1 protein-coding gene is annotated in these 21,950 nt (G+C 71.5%); it reads left to right on the forward strand.

The window, feature by feature from the left end; genetic code table 11:
- The first annotated feature begins 245 nt into the window (after positions 1–245).
- A complete protein-coding gene (locus tag ABFT23_RS19350) occupies positions 246–21,947 on the forward strand; it encodes a DUF7507 domain-containing protein (RefSeq protein WP_347898179.1) in 21,702 nt (7,233 codons plus the stop codon).
- The last annotated feature ends 3 nt before the right edge of the window (positions 21,948–21,950 follow it).

The raw sequence follows: 21,950 nt of genomic DNA on the forward strand, positions 1-21,950 counted from the left end.
TTCGGTTGCAGTCCTATTGATCGCGGCGGTGGGTACGGACCCGCGCGACGCTCCCCGCCGGCACCATCCGCGCCGGTCAGGAGGGACGTCCTGCTCTCCCTGAACCACCGCGGCGGACCCCGCCGCATCCCCCCACCCTCCTGAGAACCCCGGAGCACCGTGACCGTGATGCCCCCTCCCGCGCCCTGCGGTTCCGTGCGCCACCCGGCCCTTCTCAGGCCCTCCGTCCTGACAGGGGCACCAGCGTGAGCGTCCTCCCTCGCGTCCTCCGCCGGCGGCGGGTCCTGCCGCGCCACACCGTCCGCGTCGTCGTCTCGGCGGCGCTCGTCGCCGCGCTCGTGCCGGTGCTGACGCCCGGCACGCCGGCCGAGGCCGACGTCGCCCCGGCCGCCGGCGACCCGCGCACGGGCGTGGTCGGTGCCCGCACCGGCACCATCACGATGTCGAACGGACTCGTGCAGACGATCTCGACGGTCGACGGCACCGCCGCGACGACCATCCAGGACGCCGCCGGCACCGTCAGCTCGAGCGGTGTGCAGGCCTACTCGCCTCCGTTGCCGACGACGACGCCCGCGTTCCGGATGGTCACGACGCTCCCGGACAGCTGCACGGCCGGGGCGACCTGTACCGGGCTCGGCACGATGACGATCAGCTTCAGCCAGCCCGTCACCGACCCCGTCATCCACGTCTCCGGCCTCGGCAGCCAGGCCGGCGTCCAGGGCTCGACGACCCAGGCCACGCGCGGGCGCAACCGGCTCACGCTGGCGTCGTCCACCCCGGCCGGCGCGACCCTCGGGGCCATCCGTCCCGGCTCGAGCAACCTGCGCATCCTCAACGGCAACACCATCGATGCGATCACCGCCAACCTGAGCACCCAGTGCGACACCGCGGGCACGAACCCGGCGACCGCGGCCAACGCCGGTTGCGGCAGCGTCAACGTGAGCGGCACCGTGACCAGCCTGACGTTCTCGTTGTCGCAGGTCAGCGTGGCTCTCGGCGGCTCGACGGTGCTGCCGTTCGACGACGCGTTCAACATCGTGGCCTCGGTCAGCGAGGACCAGGGCGACGCGCCGACCACCTACGAGGGCACCGTCGCCGCCTCCAACACCGTGGGCGACCTCAAGCTCGGGGCCACGATCGACGCCGACAACACCGGCGCCGTCAACCCCACCACCAGCGCCAACTCGGTCGCCGCGGGTGCCGACAACACCGGGCTCAACGGCGACGGTGCCGACGAGGACGCCTTCGATCCCCAGCCACCCAACATCCCGGCGTCCGCGATCGGCGTCACCAACGGCTACACGGTCACGGTGCCGATCTCCGGGGCCAGCAAGTCCGGTGCCGTGTGCGGCTGGATGGACTTCAACCGCAGCAACGCCTTCGAGCTCGCCGAGCGCGCCTGCACGACGTTCGCGGCGGGTGCCTCCAGCGTGCCCCTGACCTGGACCGTGCCGAGCGGCACGGCCGGCGGGACGACGTACGCCCGCTTCCGCGCGGCCTACGGCACGGCGGCGATCGCGGCCAACGGTCGCACCGACTCCGGCGAGACCGAGGACTACCGGGTCAACATCGGCCAGTCGCCGCTGAACTGCTCGAGCATCTACGTGCTGCAGGGTGCCGCCCCCCGGGCGGTCTACTCGATCGTGCCGTCGACGGGCGTGCTCACCGCGGCCGGCGTCGCCTTCGGCAGCCAGCCCGGCGTCGCCGACACCGCCAACCTCAACGCCCTCGCCATCAGCGACAACGGCAACGTGATCTACGGCGTCGTGAACTCGCAGGCCGACGCCAACGTGCGTCGCGTCTACTCCTACGACCGCACCACCGCCGCCGTCACGCTCCTCGGCTCGATCACCATCCCGACCGCCACGATCGGCACCATCACCCACGGCGCGGTCAACCCGCGCACGGGCATCTACTACTTCGGCGGCTACGGCGGCACCACGTTCAACCTGTTCGGGTTCAACCCGCTGACCGGCTCGGCCCTCGGCCAGGTCGCCACCGGCGTCACCGCACAGCCGACCGGCACCCTGCCGGGCAACGGCGACATCGCCTTCGACAACCAGAACGGGCTGTTCCTGGTCAACGCCAGCCTCACCCAGGCGCTCCTGTTCTCGGTCAACGAGACCATCCCGACCGCCGCCGGCACCCCGATCACGCTGACGGCGAAGCTGATCGCCACGATCAACGACGCGTCCTCGACCGGCGGCCTCGCCAACGGCATCGCCTTCGGCGGCCAGGGCGACCGCCGCCTCTACCTCACCAACGACAACACGATCCGTACGGTCAACCCGTCGACGGGGGCCATCGAGGCCACCCAGACCGCCAACCTCGGCGGGGCCACGACCGGCGGCGCGGTGGACGCCGCCTCGTGCTCGTCCCCGAACACGCTCAAGGGCCAGGTGAGCTTCCCCAACGGCCGCGCGAGCTCCGGCGACCAGGCCACGGTCGCGATCACCGGCGGGGGCATCACCTCGGCCACGCCGGGCTCGACCGGCACGACGGCCGGCACCGACACCGGCCTGCAGGACACCGCGGCCGAGACCGCGGGCACGCTGCTCGGTCTCGACGGCCAGAGCTACACCTTCACCCAGACCGGCATCTCGACCAACCAGTACGCCGTCACCTACAGCTGCACCAACCTCAACACCGGGGCCACCCTGGCCTCGGGCTCGGGCAACGTCGCGACCTTCACGATGCCCACGGGGGCCGGCACCGACGGCACGGCGGTCTACTGCCTGTTCACCAACGTGCCCCTCGTCCCGGCGATCACCCTGACCAAGACCGCGGGCACCCCCACCGGCCAGACGGCCGGGTCGACGGTGCCCTACTCGTTCGTCGTCACCAACACCGGCAACGTGGCGCTCTCCTCGGTCACCGTGACCGACCCGAAGGTCGGCACCGTCACCTGCCCCGCCGGCACCCTGGCTCCGGGCGCGAGCCGCACCTGCACCGCGACCTACACGCTCACCCAGGCCGACGTGAACGCCGGATCGGTGGTCAACAACGCCTCCGCCACCGGTGTCTCGTCCGTCGCCGGACTCCCGAACGCGACCGCGACGGCCACGAACACCCTGCCCATCACGCGCAACCCGGCCATCGCCCTGGTCAAGAACGCCACGCCGAACCCGGGCGCCGACACCCGGCTCAACGCCGGTGACACCGTCACCTACACCTTCGTGGTCACCAACACCGGCAACGTCACCCTGACCGGCGTCGGGGTCACCGACGCCAAGGTCGGCGCGGTCACCTGCCCGGCCACCACGCTCGCGCCCGGCGCCTCGACCACCTGCACGGCGGCGGCCTACCCGGTCACCCAAGCCGACGTGAACGCCGGCACCATCAACAACACCGCGACGACGTCGGGGACGCCGCCCACCGGGCCCGCGGTCACCGCGACCGCGTCGCGCAGCATCCCCACCAGCACCTTGAAGGCGATCACCCTCGTCAAGAGCAACGCCGCGCCGGTCGACGTCAACGCCAACGGTCGCGTCGACGCCGGCGACCGGATCACCTACAGCTTCCTGGTCACCAACACCGGCGACGTCACGCTCACCGCGGTCGGCGTGACCGACCCGAAGGTCACCGGCACCAGCTGCCCGGTCACCACCCTCGCGCCCAACGCCTCGACCACCTGCACCTCGGCGCCCTACACGATCACCCAGACCGACGCCGACTCCGGCTCGGTCGTCAACACCGCCACGGCGAGCGGCACCCCGCCGACGGGCGCGGCCACGACGGCGCAGAGCACCAACACCGTCGCGACGAGCGCGGCCAACACGATCGCCCTCACCAAGACCGCGGGCACGCCGGTCGACGTCAACACCAACGGTCGCGTCGACGCCGGCGACACGATCACCTACACGTTCGTGGTCACCAACACCGGCCCGCAGACGCTCACCGGCGTGGCGATCACCGACGCCAAGGTCGGCGCGATCACCTGCCCGACCACGACCCTCGCCCCCGGCGCCGGCGTGACCTGCACGAAGTCGTACACGATCACCCAGGCCGACGTGAACACCGGCGCGGTCGCCAACAGCGCGGTCGCGGCCGGCACGTCGCCAGGCGGCGTGCGGGTCAGCTCGACGCCGGCGACGACGTCGACCCCGACCAGCACGGTGCGCACGATCACGCTGACCAAGTCGGTCGGCAGCGTCACCGACGTCAACACGAACGGCCGCACCGACGCCGGCGACACCATCGCCTACACGTTCCTGGTCACCAACACCGGCGCCCAGACGCTGACCGGCGTCGTGATCAACGACCCGAAGGTCACCGGCGCCTCCTGCCCGGTCACGACCCTGCAGCCGGGCGGCACCACCACCTGCACGGCCACCTACACCGTCACCCAGGCCGACGTGAACGCCGGCGCGGTCAACAACACCGCCACGGCGTCGGGCACGCCGCCGACGGGCGCGGCCATCACCTCGAACAACAGCAGCACCTCGACGCCGACGTCGACGCTGTCGACGATCTCGCTCACCAAGACCGCCGGCACGCCGGTCGACGTCAACAACAACGGCCGCACCGACGCCGGCGACACCATCACCTACAGCTTCCTGATCACCAACACCGGCGCCCAGACCCTCACCGCGGTCGCGGTCGCCGACGCCAAGGTCGGTCCGGTCACCTGCCCGAGCACCACGCTGGCTCCCGGCGCGAGCGTCACCTGCACGAAGGCCTACACGGTCACCCAGGCCGACGTCGACGGCGGCAGCGTGGCCAACACCGCGACCGCGAACGGGCGCAACCCGGCCAACGCCCTCGTGACGTCGTCGCCCTCGAGCACGACCACGCCCACCTCGACCGCCGCGACCCTCACCCTCGTGAAGTCGGCCGGCACGCCGGTCGACGTCAACGGCAACGGCCGGGTCGACGCCGGCGACACCATCCCGTACAGCTTCCTGGTCACCAACACCGGAGCGGTCACGCTCAGCGCGGTGACGATCAACGACGCCAAGGTCGGCGCGGTCACCTGCCCGAGCACCACGCTCGCCCCCGGGGCGAGCGTGACCTGCACGAAGTCGTACCCGATCACCCAGGCCGACGTGAACGCCGAGTCGGTCGTCAACACCGCGACCGCCACCGGCACCCGGCCGACCGGCGGCACCGTGACCTCCGCGCCGTCCAGCACCACGACGCCGACCTCGACGCTGCGGGGCATCGCGCTCGACAAGGTCGCGGCGACGCCCACCGACGTCAACAACAACGGTCGCGTCGACGCCGGTGACACCATCGCCTACTCGTTCCTGGTCACCAACACCGGCGCGCAGACGCTCACCGCCGTGGGCATCAACGACGCCAAGCTCGCACCGGTGACGTGCGCGGTGACGACGGTCGCGCCGGGAGCGACCATCACCTGCACGAAGACCTACACGATCACGCAGGCCGACGTGAACGCCGGCGCCGTGCTCAACACCGCCACGGCGCAGGGCGCGCCGCCCACCGGTGCTGTGATCACGTCGGCGCCCGACTCGACGTCGACGACGACGTCGACGGTCACCACCATCACGCTGACCAAGTCGGCCGCCGCGCCGATCGACGTCAACAGCAACGGGCGCACCGACGCCGGCGACACCATCGCCTACAGCTTCCTGATCACCAACACCGGCTCGCAGACGCTGACGTCGGTCGGCGTCACCGACGCCAAGGTCGGGCCCGTGACCTGCACGCCGACCACCCTCGCGCCCGGTGCGAGCGTGACCTGCACGAAGACGTACACGATCACGCAGGCCGACGTGAACACCGGCGCGGTCGACAACACCGCGACCGCCCAGGGCACGACGCCCGGGGGAGGGGTCATCACCTCGGCGCCGTCGACCACGTCGACGCCGACGTCGACGCTGCGCGGGGTCTCGCTGGCCAAGTCGGCCGGCACGCCGGTCGACGTGAACACCAACGGCCGGGTCGACGTCGGCGACACCATCGCCTACAGCTTCGTGGTCACCAACACCGGAGCCCAGACACTCACGTCGGTCGGCGTCACCGACGCCAAGGTCGGACCCGTGACCTGCACGCCGACCACCCTCGCACCCGGCGCGAGCGTCACCTGCACGGCCGCGCCGTACGCGATCACGCAGGCCGACGTCAACGCCGGCGCCGTGGTCAACACCGCCACCGCGCAGGGCACCCCGCCGACCGGCGGGCCCATTACGTCGAACACGAGCGGCACCTCGACGCCGACCAACACGACGACGACGATCACCCTGACCAAGAGCGCCGCGACGCCCGTCGACGTCAACACCAACGGCCGGGTCGACGCCGGCGACACCATCGCCTACAGCTTCCTCATCACCAACACCGGCGCCCAGACACTCACGTCGGTCGGCGTCACCGACGCCAAGGTCGGACCCGTGACCTGCACCCCGACCACCCTCGCGGCGGGCGCGAGCGTCACGTGCACGAAGACCTACACGATCACCCAGGCCGACGTGAACGCCGGCTCAGTGCCCAACACCGCGACGGCGCAGGGCACCACGCCCACCGGTGCCGTCATCGGCTCGGCGCCGTCCTCGACGACGACGCCGACCTCGACCATCCGCTCGCTCACGCTCCTCAAGACCGCGGCCGCCCCGGTCGACGTGAACACCAACGGCCGGGTCGACGCCGGCGACACCATCGCCTACTCCTTCCTGGTCACCAACACCGGCGCGCAGACCCTGACCGCCGTGGGCATCACCGACGCGAAGGTCGGCCCGGTCACCTGCAGCCCGACGACGCTGGCACCGGCCGCCCAGGTCACCTGCACGAAGACGTACACGATCACGCAGGCCGACGTGAACGCCGGCGCCGTGGTCAACACCGCGACCGCACAGGGCACGCCGCCCACCGGCAGCCCGATCAGCTCGAACACCAGCGGCACCTCGACCCCGACCAACACCACGAGCACGATCACGCTCGTCAAGAGCGCGGCGACGCCGGTCGACGTGAACGCCAACGGCCGGGTCGACGCCGGTGACACGATCGCCTACTCCTTCGTGGTCACCAACACCGGTGCGCAGACGCTGACCGGCGTCGCGGTCAACGACCCGAAGGTCGGCCCCGTCACCTGCTCGACGACCACCCTGGCGCCGAACGCGAGCGTCACGTGCACGCAGACCTACACGATCACCCAGGCCGACGTGAACACCGGCAGCATCGTCAACACCGCCACCGCATCGGGCACCAACCCCGGCGGTGGCACCGTGACGTCGTCCCCGTCGTCCACCACGACGCCGACGTCGGTGCTCCGCTCGCTGTCGCTGACCAAGACGGCGGCGACGCCGGTCGACGTGAACACCAACGGCCGGGTCGACGCCGGCGACACGATCGCCTACTCGTTCCTGGTCACGAACACCGGTGCGCAGACGCTCACTGCGGTGGGGGTGACCGACGCGAAGGTCGGCGCGGTCACCTGTGCCCCGACCACGCTGGCGCCCGGCGCGAGCGTCACCTGCACGGCGGCCCCGTACACGATCGCGCAGGCCGACGTGAACGCCGGCGCCGTGGTCAACACCGCCACCGCGCAGGGCACCCCGCCCACCGGCGGTCCGATCAGCTCGAACACCAGCGGCACCTCGACCCCGACCAGCACCACGAGCACGATCACGCTCGTCAAGAGCGCGGCGACGCCGGTCGACGTGAACGCCAACGGCCGGGTCGACGCCAACGACACTGTCACCTACAGCTTCGTGGTCACCAACACCGGTGCGCAGACGCTGACCGGTGTCGCGGTGAACGACCCGAAGGTCGGCCCCGTCACCTGCTCGACGACCACCCTGGCGCCGAACGCGAGCGTCACGTGCACGCAGACCTACACGATCACCCAGGCCGACGTGAACACCGGCAGCATCGTCAACACCGCCACGGCGTCCGGCACGAACCCGGGCGGCACGACGGTCACCTCCGCGCCGTCCACGGTGACGACGCCGACCTCGACCGTGCGCACGCTGTCGCTGACCAAGACGGCCGGCGCCCCGGTCGACGTGAACTCCAACGGCCGGGTCGACGCCGGCGACCGCATCACCTACAGCTTCCTGGTCACGAACACCGGTGCGCAGACGCTCACCGCGGTGGGGGTGACCGACGCCAAGGTGGGCGCGGTCACCTGTGCCCCGACCACGCTGGCGCCGGGCGCGAGCGTCACGTGCACGGCCGCTCCCTACGTGATCACGCAGGCCGACGTGAACGCCGGTGCCGTGGTCAACACCGCCGTCGCGCAGGGCACGCCGCCGACCGGCGGGCCGATCAGCTCGAACACCAGCGGCACCTCGACGCCGACCAACACGACGAGCACGATCACGCTGGTCAAGGGCGCCGGCGCCCCGGTCGACGTGAACACCAACGGCCGCACCGACGCCGGCGACACGATCGCCTACTCGTTCGTGGTCACCAACACCGGCGCGCAGACCCTGACCTCGATCACCGTGAACGACCCGAAGGTCGGCCCCGTCACCTGCCCGAGCACCACGCTGGCCCCCGGTGCGAGCGTCACGTGCACGAAGACCTACACGATCACCCAGGCCGACGTGAACACCGGCTCGGTGGTCAACACCGCCAACGCCACCGGCGTCAACCCGGGCGGGGCCACGGTCACCTCGCCGAACGCGTCGACGACGACGCCCACCTCGACGCTGCGGACGCTCTCGCTCGCCAAGAGCGCGGCCGCCCCGGTCGACGTCAACACCAACGGACGCATCGACGCCGGCGACCGCATCACCTACTCGTTCCTGGTCACCAACACCGGCGCCCAGACACTCACCGCCGTCGGCGTCACCGACCCCAAGGTGGGCGCCGTCACGTGCGTCCCGACCACCCTGCAGCCGGGTGCGAGCGTGACCTGCACGGCCCCGGCCTACACGATCACCCAGGCCGACGCCGACGCCGGCGCCGTCGTCAACACCGCCGTCGCCCAGGGCACCCCGCCCACCGGTGGCCCGATCAGCTCGAACACCAGCGGCACCTCGACGCCGACGTCGACGGTCGTCGGCCTCACCTTCGACAAGCAGTCGGCCGCGCCGACCGACGTCAACACCAACGGCCAGATCGACGCCGGTGACACGATCGTCTACACGTTCGTCGTCTCCAACGCCGGTGCGCGCACGATCTCGAACCTCGCGATCAACGACCCGAAGCTGGCCCCGGTCACCTGCCCGACCACGACGCTGGCGCCCGGTGCGAGCGTCACCTGCACGAAGACCTACACGATCGTCCAGGTCGACGTCGACGCCGGCGCGGTCAACAACACCGCCAACGCCACGGGCACCCTGCCCGGCGGGGCGACCGTCACCTCGCCGTCCGACTCGACGACGACGCCGACGAGTTCCGCCAGCGGCCTGTCGCTGACCAAGACGGCGACCGGCACCACCGACCCGAACGGCAACGGCCTCGTCGACGCCGGCGACGTCGTCACCTACACCTTCGTGGCCAGCAACTCCGGCGCCGTCACGCTCACCGGCGTGACCATCAACGACCCGAAGGTCGGCCCGGTCACGTGCTCGACGACCACGCTGCTCCCGGGCGCGAGCGTCACCTGCACGAAGACCTACACGATCACCCAGGCCGACGTCGACAACGGCGCGGTCGTCAACACCGCGCGGGCGAGCGGTACCCCGCCGACCGGGCCCGCGGTGCTCTCCAACGTGGCGACGTCGACGGTGGACACCGCCGACCAGCCGTCGCTGGTCATCACCAAGACCGCCGGCACGCCCACCGACCCGAACACCAACGGGCGCATCGACGCCGGCGACACGATCACCTACAGCTTCACCGCGCAGAACACCGGCACGGTCACGCTGAGCCTGGTCGGCATCAACGACCCGAAGGTCGGCACCGTGACCTGCGCGACCACCACGCTGGCGCCGAACGCGACCACCACCTGCTCGGCGACCTACACGATCACCCAGGCCGACGTGAACTCCGGGTCGGTGCTCAACAACGCCACCGGTCGCGCGACCACGCCGAGCGGCGCCACGCTGTCGAGCGACCCGGTCGGCACCTCGACCACGACGTCCAACGTGCAGACCATCGGCCTCGTGAAGTCGGCCGGTGCCCCCGCCGACGTCAACGGCAACGGCCGCACCGACGCCGGCGACACCATCGCCTACACGTTCCTGGTCTCCAACACCGGCGCGGTCACGCTGACCGGCGTCGGGGTGACCGACCTCAAGGTGGGTGCCGTCTCGTGCCCGGCGACCACGCTGCAGCCCGGCGCCACCCTGACCTGCACGGCCTCCTACACGGTCACCCAGGCCGACGTGAACCTCGGCAGGGTCGACAACAGCGCCACCTCGAGCGGCACCGCTCCCGGCGGGGCCACGGTGACGAGCGCCCCGTCGTCGACGTCGACGCCGACCTCGACGCTGCGGGCGGTCACGCTCGCCAAGTCGGCGGCCGCGCCGGTCGACGTCAACACCAACGGCCGCGTCGACGCCGGCGACACCATCCTCTACTCGTTCGTGATCACGAACACCGGTGCGCAGACGCTCACCTCCGTCGGCGTCACCGACACCAAGATCGGCGCCGTCACCTGCCCGACCACCACGCTGACGCCCGGTGCCTCGGTCACCTGCACCAAGGTCTACGCGATCACCCAGCCCGACGTCGACGGCGGCTCGGTCAACAACACCGCCACCGCCTCGGGCACCCCGCCGTCCGGGCCGGCGATCACCTCGTTGCCCGACAACACCGCCACGCCGACCTCGACGGTCCGCTCGGTCTCGCTGGACAAGCAGGCCGGTACGCCCGTCGACGTGAACACCAACCAGCGCATCGACGCCGGCGACACGATCCCCTACACGTTCGTGGTCACCAACACCGGCGCCCAGACGCTGACCGGCATCCAGATCGCCGACAGCCGCACCGGGGGAGCGACGTGCTCGACCGCACCGCTGCTGCCCGGCACCTCGACGTCGTGCACGGCGAGCTACACGATCACGCAGGCCGACGTCGAGGCCGGCACGGTCGTCAACACCGCGACCGCGAGCGGTCTGCCGCCCACGGGCACGCGCATCTCCTCCACGCCGTCCTCCACGACGACGCCGACGTCGACGACCCGCTCCATCCTGCTGGACAAGCAGTCCGCGACCCCGGTCGACGTCAACACCAACGGCCGCGTCGACGCCGGCGACACGATCCTCTACACCTTCGTGGTCACCAACACCGGCGCCGGCGCGCTCACCGGGGTCGCGGTGAGCGACCCGAAGATCGGCCCCGTCACCTGCAGCCCGACGACGCTGGCGCCCAACACGAGCGTCACGTGCACGAAGACCTACACGATCACCCAGGCCGACGTGAACGCCGGCACGGTCGACAACACCGCCACCGCGTCGGGCACGCCCAGCACCGGACCGGCGGTCACCTCGTCGCCCGACTCGACGTCGACGCCCACCAGCCAGGTCGCCGCGTTCGTCTTCGACAAGCAGTCGGCCGCGCCGGTCGACGTCAACGGCAACGGCCGCGTCGACGCCGGCGACACGATCGCCTACAGCTTCGTGGTCTCGAACACCGGCGCCGTGAGCCTGACCGGCGTCACGATCGACGACCCGAAGATCGGGCCCGTGACCTGTGGCAGCACCACGGTGCAGCCGGGCACCAGCCTCACCTGCGCCAAGACGTACACGATCACCCAGGCCGACGTGAACGCCGGCTCCGTGGTCAACACCGCGACGGCGGCCGTGACGACGCCCGACGGCACGACGCTCACCTCGGCGCCCGACTCGACGACGACGGCGACCTCGACGGCGACGACGATCGGCCTGACCAAGCAGGCCGCGACGCCGGTCGACGTCAACACCAACGGCCGCGTCGACGTCGGCGACACGATCGCCTACACGTTCGTGGTCACCAACACCGGTGCGGTCACGCTGACCGGCGTCGGGGTGAACGACCCGAAGGTCGGCCCGGTGACCTGCTCACCGACGACGCTCGCCGCGGGCGCCTCGGTCACCTGCACGAAGACCTACGCCATCACGCAGGCCGACGTCGACGCCGGCGCGGTCGTCAACGTGGCCACCGCGTCGGGCACGCCGCCGACCGGCCCCGCCATCACCTCGCCGACGGCGACCACCACCACGCCGACCTCGACGGCACGCTCGCTGTCCTTCGACAAGCAGGCCGCCGCCCCGGTCGACGCCAACGGCAACGGCCGCACCGACGCCGGCGACACCATCGCCTACTCGTTCGTGATCACCAACACCGGCGCACAGACCCTCACCGCGGTCGGGGTGACCGACGCCAAGATCGGGCCGGTCACCTGCTCGCCGACCACGCTGGCGCCCGGCGCCACCGTCACCTGCACGAAGACCTACGCGATCACCCAGACCGACGTGAACTCCGGTGCGGTCAACAACACCGCCACCGCCACCGGCACGCCGCCGACGGGCCCGGCCATCACCTCGGCGCCCGACTCGACCTCGACCCCCACCTCGACGCTGCGCGCGATCTCCCTGCTCAAGCAGGCCGCCGCGCCGGTCGACGTCAACACCAACGGCCGGGTCGACGCCGGCGACACGATCGCCTACACCTTCATCGTCACCAACAACGGCGCGCAGACGCTCAACGCGATCACGATCAACGACGCCAAGGCCGGCCCGGTCACCTGCCCGACGACCCCGCTGCTCCCGGGCACGAGCCTGTCGTGCACGAAGACCTACACGATCACGCAGGCCGACGTCGACGGCGGCTCGGTCGTGAACACCGCCACCGCCACGGGCACCCCGACCACCGGCCCGGCCGTGACCTCGGCCCCGTCGTCCACGACGACGCCGACCACCGCCACCGCCACGATGACGGTCGACAAGCAGGCCGCTGCGCCGGTCGACGTCAACAGCAACGGCCGGGTCGACGCCGGCGACACGATCGCCTACCGCTTCGTGGTCGTGAACACCGGCGCGGTCACCCTGACCCTCGTCGGCATCAACGACCCGGAGGTCGCCGCGACCGTCTGCCCGACCACCACGCTCGCGCCGGGCGAGACCGAGACCTGCACGGCGAGCTACACCGTCACCCAGGCCGACGTCGACGCCGGCTCGGTCGTCAACACCGCCACCGCCACCGGCACCCCGCCGAACGGCCCGGCCGTCACCTCCGACCCCGACTCGACCTCGACGCCCACGACCGCCGTCTCGACGCTCGCCCTGGTCAAGACCGCCGGCACCGGCATCGACGTCGACTCCGACGGCCGCCTCGACGCCGGCGACCAGATCCCGTACTCGTTCGCCGTCACCAACACCGGCTCGGTCACGTTGACCGGCCTGGTGATCAACGACGCCCGGGTCGGCGCCGTGGCCTGCCCGGGCACGACGCTCGCGCCAGGCCAGACGATCACGTGCACGGCCACCTACACGATTACGCAGGCCGACGTCGACGCCGCGCCCGTGGTGAACACCGCCACCGCCACGGCCACCTCACCGAGCGGGCCGGTGACCTCGGCCCCGAGCTCGGCGACGACGCAGCTGACCGTGCAGCGCTCGATCGCGATCGACAAGACCGCCGGCACCCCGGTCGACGTCAACGGCAACGGCCGCGTCGACGCCGGCGACACGATCCCGTACTCGTTCGTGGTCACGAACACCGGCACCGTCACCCTCACCGGCGTCGTCGTCAACGACTCCAAGACCGGCCCGGTCACCTGCACGCCGAGCACGGTGCAGCAGGAGGCGTCGGTCACCTGCACGGTGAGCTACACGATCACCCAGGCCGACGTGAACGCCGGCTCGGTGGTCAACACCGCCACGGCGACCGGTACGCCGCCGACCGGTGGCCCGGTGACGTCGCCTCCCGACACCACCACGACGGCGACCAACACCACCAACACCCTCACGATCCTCAAGCAGGTCGCGAGCCAGACTGACACGAACGGCAACGGCCTGCTCGACACCGGCGACCAGCTCGGCTACCGCTTCATCGTCACCAACACCGGCTCGCAGACGCTGACCGGCATCGTGGTCAACGACGCCAAGGTCGCCGGCGTGAACTGCCCGACGACGACGCTCCCGCCCGGGGCCTCGGTCACCTGCACCGCGACCTACACCGTGACGCTCGCCGACACGAACTCGGGCTCTGTCGCCAACACCGCCACCGCGACCGGCACCCCACCGGCCGGGGCCCCGATCACCTCGGCGCCGAGCACGACCACGACGCCCACCGGCCGCACGGCCTCGTTGCTGCTCGACAAGCAGGCCGGCACCGTGATCGACGGCAACGGCAACGGCCGGGTCGACGCCGGCGACACCATCCCGTTCCGGTTCGTGGTCACCAACACCGGGACCACGACCCTCACCGGGGTCGGCATCACCGACGCCACGGTCGGCGCGGTCGCGTGCCCGACCACGGTGCTGAACCCGAACCAGACGACGACCTGCACTGCCACCTATCGCATCACGCAGGCCGACGTGAACGCCGGCGCCGTCAACAACACCGCCACGGCCCAGGGCCTGCCTCCGGTCGGCCCGCAGATCGGATCACTGCCCGACTCGACGTCGACCTCGACGTCGACCGCGTCGGCGCTGACGATCCAGAAGACGGCTGGTCCGGTCAACAACGTCAACGGCAACGGCCGCGTCGACGCCGGCGACACCATCCCCTACACCTTCGTGGTCACCAACACCGGCGACACCACGCTCACCGGCGTCGTCGTCAACGACCCCAAGGTCGGCACCGTGTCGTGCCCCCAGACCACGCTGGCCCCCGGTGCCTCCGTGACCTGCACCGCGCTTTACACGATCACCCAGGCCGACGTCGACCTCGGCAGCGTCGTCAACTCGGCCACGGCGACCGGCACCCCACCGAGCGGCCCGCCGGTCACCTCGCTCGCCTCGTCGACCACCACGACCACGTCGACCATCCGTCGCCTCGCCGTCGACAAGGTCGCGGGCACGCCCGTCGACGTCAACGGCAACGGCCGGGTCGACGCCGGCGACACCATCCCGTACACCTTCCGGGTCGACAACCAGGGCGCCCAGACCCTGACCCAGGTCGCGATCACCGACCCGAAGGTCGCGCCGATCACCTGCCCGCAGACCACCCTGGCCCCCGACGCCTTCACCGTCTGCACCGCGAGCTACACGATCACGCAGGCCGACGTCGACGCCGGTGCGGTGAACAACACCGCCACCGCCACCGGTCGCGGCCCGGGCAACCAGCTCGTGACCTCGCCGCCCGACTCGACCACGACCCCGACCTCGGCCGTCGCCTCGCTCGTCATCGACAAGTCGGCCGCAGCCCCGGTCGACGCCAACGGCAACGGCCGCCTCGACGCCGGCGACACGATCGCCTACACCTTCGTGGTCACCAACAACGGCGCCGTGTCGATGAGCGAGGTCCGCGTCAACGACCCCAAGGTCGGCGCGGTCACCTGCCCGGCCACGAGCCTGCTGCCCGGTGCCGCCCTGACCTGCACCCGCGTCTACGTGATCACGCTCGCCGACGTGAACGCCGGGTCGGTGCAGAACTCGGCCACCGCCAGCGGCATCCCGCCGACGGGGCCGGAGTTCACCTCGACCCCGGACACGACGAGCACCCCGCTCGAGGTGCCCGCGACGCTGACCCTCGACAAGCAGGCCGGCGTGCCGGTCGACGTCGACGTCGACGGTCGCATCGAGGCCGGCGACACCATCCCCTACGCGTTCGTGGTCACCAACACCGGCGCCACGACCGTGACCGGCCTCACGATCGACGACGCCACCATCGGCACCGCCGTCACCTGCCCGACCACGACGCTGACGCCCGGGGCGACCACGCGGTGCACCGCGGCCTACACGATCACGCAGGCCGACGTCGACGCCGGCAGCGTCGAGAACACCGCGACCGCCCGCGGCACGGGGGCCAACGGGCAGGGAGCCGTCTCGGCGCCCGACTCGACGTCGACCCCCACGTCGACCGACACGTCCCTGGTGCTCGACAAGACCGCCGCGACGCCGACCGACGTCAACGGCAACGGTCTGACCGACGTCGGTGACACGATCGAGTACTCCTTCGAGGTCACCAACACCGGAGTGCAGACGCTGACCGGCATCAGCATCGACGACCCGCTCGTCGGCGCCCAGGCCTGCGGGGCCACGCTGGCCCCCGGAGCCACGGTCACCTGCAGCGCCACCTACACCGTCACCCAGGCCGACCTCGACGCCGGCGCGGTCGTCAACACCGCGACCGCCTCCGGCACGACACCGGGCGGCGACCCGGTCACCTCGGCGCCGGACAGCACGACGACACCGACTAGCCCGATCGAGCTGGTCGTGGTCGATAAGTCGGCCGGTGCCCCCACCGACAACGACGGTGACGGCTCGCCCGAGGCCGGCGACACGATCACCTACACGTTCGTGGTCACCAACACCGGCAACGTGCCGCTCACCGACGTCGACGTCGACGACCCGTCGCTCGACGACGTCACCTGCCCGACGATCGTGCTCGCTCCCGGAGCGGACCTCACCTGCCAGGCGAGCTACACGATCACCCAGGCCGACGTCGACGGCGGAGCCGTGCTCAACACCGCCACGGCGCTCGCCACGCCGCCCAGCGGTGAGGAGATCGAGTCGCTGCCCGACTCGACCGCGGTCCCGCTCGGGTCCGTCGCCTCGATCGACCTCGACGAGAGCGCCGCGGCGCCCTTCGACGCCAACGGCAACGGGGTCATCGACGCCGGTGACACCATCGCCTACAGCTTCGTGGTCACCAACACCGGCACCGTGACGCTCACCGGCGTGACCGTGACCGACGGGCTGGCCGACACCACGATCGTGTGCCCGTCCACGACCCTGGCGCCCGGTGCCTCGTTCACCTGCACGGCCACGCACACGATCACGCAGGCCGAGATCGACGCCGGCCAGGTCGTCAACCCGAGCACCGTCGTCGGTACCCCGCCGGTCGGCCCGGTGGTCACCGACGACGACACCGAGACGACGCCGCTGAACGCGACGCCGAGCATCAGCCTCGACGAGAGCGCCGCGGCGCCGTTCGACGCCAACGGCAACGGGATCATCGACGCCGGCGACACGATCGTCTACAGCTTCCTGGTCACCAACACCGGTGGCGTGACGTTGACGAACGTGACCGTGACCGACGGCCTCGCCGACACCACGGTCGTCTGCCCGGTCACCACGCTGGCGCCCGGTGCCTCGACCACCTGCACTGCGACCCACACGATCACGCAGGCCGAGATCGACGCCGGCCAGGTCGTCAACCCGAGCACCGTCGTCGGCACCCCGCCGGTCGGCCCGGTGGTCACCGACGACGACACCGAGACCACGCCACTCGCCGCCACGCCGTCGATCAGCCTCGACGAGACGGCGGCTGACCCGGTCGACGCGAACGGCAACGGTCGGATCGACGCCGGCGACACGATCACCTACAGCTTCCTGGTCACCAACACCGGTGGCGTGACGCTGACCAACGTGACGGTCACCGACGGGCTGGCCGACACCACGGTCGTCTGCCCGACCACCACGCTGCTGCCCGGCGCCTCGACGACCTGCACCGCGACCCACACGATCACGCAGGCCGAGATCAACGCCGGCCAGGTCGTGAACCCGAGCACCGTCGTCGGCACCCCGCCGACCGGTCCGGTCGTCACCGACGACGACTCGGTGACCACGCCGCTGGCCGCCACCGCGAGCATCGCGCTCGACGAGACCGCCGCGGCCCCGTTCGACGCGAACGGCAACGGTCGGATCGACGCCGGCGACACGATCGCCTACTCGTTCCTGGTCACCAACACCGGCACGGTCACGCTCACCGGCGTCACCGTCACCGACGGGCTCGCCGACACCACGATCGTCTGCCCGGCCACCACGCTGGCCCCCGGTGCGTTCTTCACCTGCACGGCCACGCACACGATCACGCAGGCCGAGATCGACGCCGGCCAGGTCGTCAACCCGAGCACCGTCGTCGGCACCCCGCCGACCGGGCCGGTCGTCACGGCGTCCGACACCGAGACGACGCCGCTCACCGCCGCCCCGGCGATCACGCTCGACGAGACCGCCGCGGCTCCGTTCGACGCGAACGGCAACGGTCGCATCGACGCCGGCGACACGATCGCCTACTCGTTCCTGGTCACCAACACGGGCACGGTGACGCTGGCCGGCGTGACCGTCACCGACGGGCTGGCCGACACCACGGTCGTCTGCCCGGCCACGACGCTCGCACCCGGTGCGTCCTTCACCTGCACGGCCACGCACACGATCACGCAGGCCGAGATCGACGCCGGCCAGGTCGTCAACCCGAGCACCGTCGTCGGCACCGCGCCCGACGGCGCCACGGTCACGGCCTCCGACACCGAGGTCACCCCGCTCACGGCCACGCCGAGCATCAGCCTCGACGAGTCGGCGGCCGCCCCCGTCGACGCGAACGGCAACGGACGGATCGACGCCGGCGACACCATCACCTACTCGTTCCTGGTCACCAACACCGGCGGCGTCACGCTGACCAACGTGACGGTCACCGACGGGCTGGCTGACACCACGGTCGTCTGCCCGGCCACGACGCTGGCTCCGGGTGCGTCGTTCACCTGCACCGCGACGCACGTGGTCACGCAGGCCGAGATCGACGCCGGCCAGGTCGTCAACCCGAGCACCGTCGTCGGCACCCCGCCGACCGGGCCGGTGGTCACCGACGACGACACCGAGACGACGCCGCTCGTGTTTACCCCGTCGATCGACCTCGTCGAGTCGGCCGCGCCTCCGGTCGACGCGAACGGCAACGGCCGCATCGACGCCGGCGACACGATCGCCTACAGCTACGTCGTCACGAACACCGGCGGCGTCACGCTGACCGGCGTCACCGTCACCGACGGGCTGGCCGACACCACGATCGTGTGCCCGACCACCACCCTGGCGCCCGGGCAGTCGATCACTTGCACGTCCACCCACACGATCACCCAGGCCGAGATCAACGCCGGTCAGGTCGTCAACCCGAGCGCGGTCACCGGCAACCCGCCCACGGGCGCCCCGGTCACCGACACCGACTCGGTCACCACCCCGCTGGCCCAGGCCGCGAGCATCGACCTCGTCGAGTCCGCGGCGGCCCCCGTCGACGCCAACGGCAACGGCATCGTCGACGCCGGCGACACGATCACCTACTCGTTCGTGGTCACCAACACCGGCACGACGACGCTGACCGGCGTGACCGTGACCGACGGTCTCGGCGACACGACCATCGCCTGCCCGGGCACCACGCTGGCGCCCGGTGCGTCGTTCACCTGCACGGCCACGCACACGATCATTCAGGCCGAGATCGACGCCGGCTCGGTCACCAACCCGAGCTCGGTGACCGGCAACCCGCCGACCGGGGCGCCGGTGACCGACACCGACACGGTCACGACGCCGCTCACCGCGACACCGAGCATCAGCCTCGACGAGAGTGCCGCGGCGCCGTTCGACGCCAACGGCAACGGCGTGATCGACGCCGGTGACACCATCGCCTACTCGTTCTTGGTCACCAACACCGGTGGCGTGACGCTGACCAACGTGACGGTCACCGACGGTCTGGCCGACACCACGATCGTCTGCCCGGCCACCACGCTGGCCCCCGGTGCCTCGTTCACCTGCACCGCGACGCACACGATCACGCAGGTCGAGATCGACGCCGGTCAGGTCGTCAACCCGAGCTCCGTCGTCGGCACCCCGCCGACCGGCGCGGTCGTCACCGACGACGACACCGAGACGACGCCGCTGGTCTCGACGCCGAGCATCAGCCTCGACGAGACCGCCGCGCCGCCGTTCGACGCCAACGGCAACGGCGTGATCGACGCCGGCGACACGATCACCTACAGCTTCGTGGTCACCAACACCGGTGGTGTCACGCTCACGAACGTGACCGTGACCGGCGGACTGCCCGGCACGGTGGTCTGCCCGACCACGATCCTGGCGCCCGGTGGCTCCACGACCTGCACCGTCACCTACACGCTCACGCAGGCCGACATCGACGCCGGCGTCGTCACCAACCCGTCGTCGGTCACCGGCACCCCGCCGACCGGCCCGGCCGTCACCGACACCGACTCCGTGTCCACGCCGCTCGACGCCTCGCCGTCGATCGACCTGGTCGAGTCGGCCGGCGTCCCGGTCGACGCCAACGGCAACGGCGTCATCGACGCCGGCGACACCATCGCCTACACCTTCGTCGTGACCAACACCGGCTCGACGACGCTGACCGGCGTGACCGTGACCGACGGCCTGGCCGACACGACCATCACCTGCCCGACTTCCACGTTGGCGCCCGGACAGTCGATGACCTGCACGGCCACGCACACCATCACGCAGGCCGAGATCGAAGCCGGCTCGGTCACCAACCCGAGCTCGGTGACGGGCAACCCGCCGACCGGTGCGCCGGTCACCGACACCGACACGGTCTCGACGCCGCTCACCGCGACGCCGAGCATCAGCCTGGTCGAGTCGGCGGCGCCGCCGTTCGACGCCAACGGCAACGGCGTGATCGACGCCGGCGACACGATCACCTACTCGTTCCTGGTCACCAACACCGGCGGCGTGACGCTCACGAACGTGACCGTCACCGACGGGCTGCCCGGCACGGTGGTCTGCCCGACCACGACGCTGGCGCCCGGTGCGTCGATGACGTGCACGGTCGTCTACACGCTGACCCCGGCCGACATCGCGGCCGGCTCGGTGACCAACCCGTCCACGGTCGCCGGCACCCCGCCGTCCGGGCCCGACGTGACCGACACCGACTCCGTCGTCACGCCGATCCCGACCGCGGCCGCGATCGACCTGGTCGAGACGGCCGGCCCGATCGTCGACGCCAACGGCAACGGGGTCGTCGACGCCGGCGACACCATCACCTACAGCTTCGTGGTGACCAACACCGGCGGGGTCACGCTCACGAACGTGACGGTGACCGACGGTCTGCCCGGCACGGTGGTCTGCCCGACCACGACGCTGGCGCCCGGCGAGTCGACGACCTGCACGGTCGTCTACACGCTGACGCCGGCCGACATCGCGGCCGGCTCGGTCACCAACCCGTCCACGGTGGTCGGCACCCCGCCGACCGGGCCCGACGTGACCGACACCGACTCGGTCATCACGCCCGTGCCCGGCACCGGGACGTCGTCCCTGACCGTCGACAAGCAGGCGGGCGACCCGGTCGACGCCAACGGCAACGGTCGCGTCGACGCCGGCGACACCATCGATTACACGTTCGTGGTCAGCAACACCGGCTCGCTGCCCATCACCGGCGTCGTGGTCGACGACCCGCTGGTCGCGGTCACCTGCCCGAGTGCGGTCGTCGCCGCCGGCGCCACGCTCACCTGCAGCGCGACCTACACCATCACCGCCGGCGACGTCGCGGCCGGCGCGGTGCGCAACACCGCCACGGTCCGCGGCACCGACCCGGGCGGCACGCCGGTCGTCTCGGTGCCCGACTCGACGGTCACCCCGGTCCCGGCCCCGCCCGCGGGCCAGGCCGACCTGGCGCTCGACAAGAACGTGCGCCGGATCATCGACATCGACAACAGCGGGTCGACCGACGTCGGCGACCAGGTCGTCTACGAGTTCGTCGTCACCAACACCGGCGACGCCCCGGCCCGCGACGTGCGGATCGACGACCCGATGCTCGACGAGGCCGGGCTCACGGTCCGGTGCCCGGGCGGCGGGGTCCTGCAGCCCGGCGCCACGATCACCTGCGTGGCCGATCCGTACACCATCACCGCGGCCGACATCCGCGCCGGCAGCATCACCAACGACGCCACGGTCGTCGCGACCGACCCGGGCGGCGACGTCGTCGAGGGCAACGAGGACACCGTCGTCATCGACTTCGGCGACACCACGCCGCCCACCACCCCGCCGACGAACCCGCCCACCCAGGGCGGCGACGGCGGCGACGGCGGCACCGACGGCAACGGTGGCGGCATCCCGCTCCCGGGCACGGGCGCCGAGATCGAGCTGTGGCAGCTGCTGCTGGGGCTGTCGGTCCTCGTCGGCGGCCTGGTCCTCATGGCCCGCAGCCGCCGCCGGGAGGACGCGTGAACC

Origin of the sequence: Nocardioides secundeburneus (genome assembly GCF_039939255.1) — a bacterium.
Lineage (GTDB): Bacteria > Actinomycetota > Actinomycetes > Propionibacteriales > Nocardioidaceae > Nocardioides.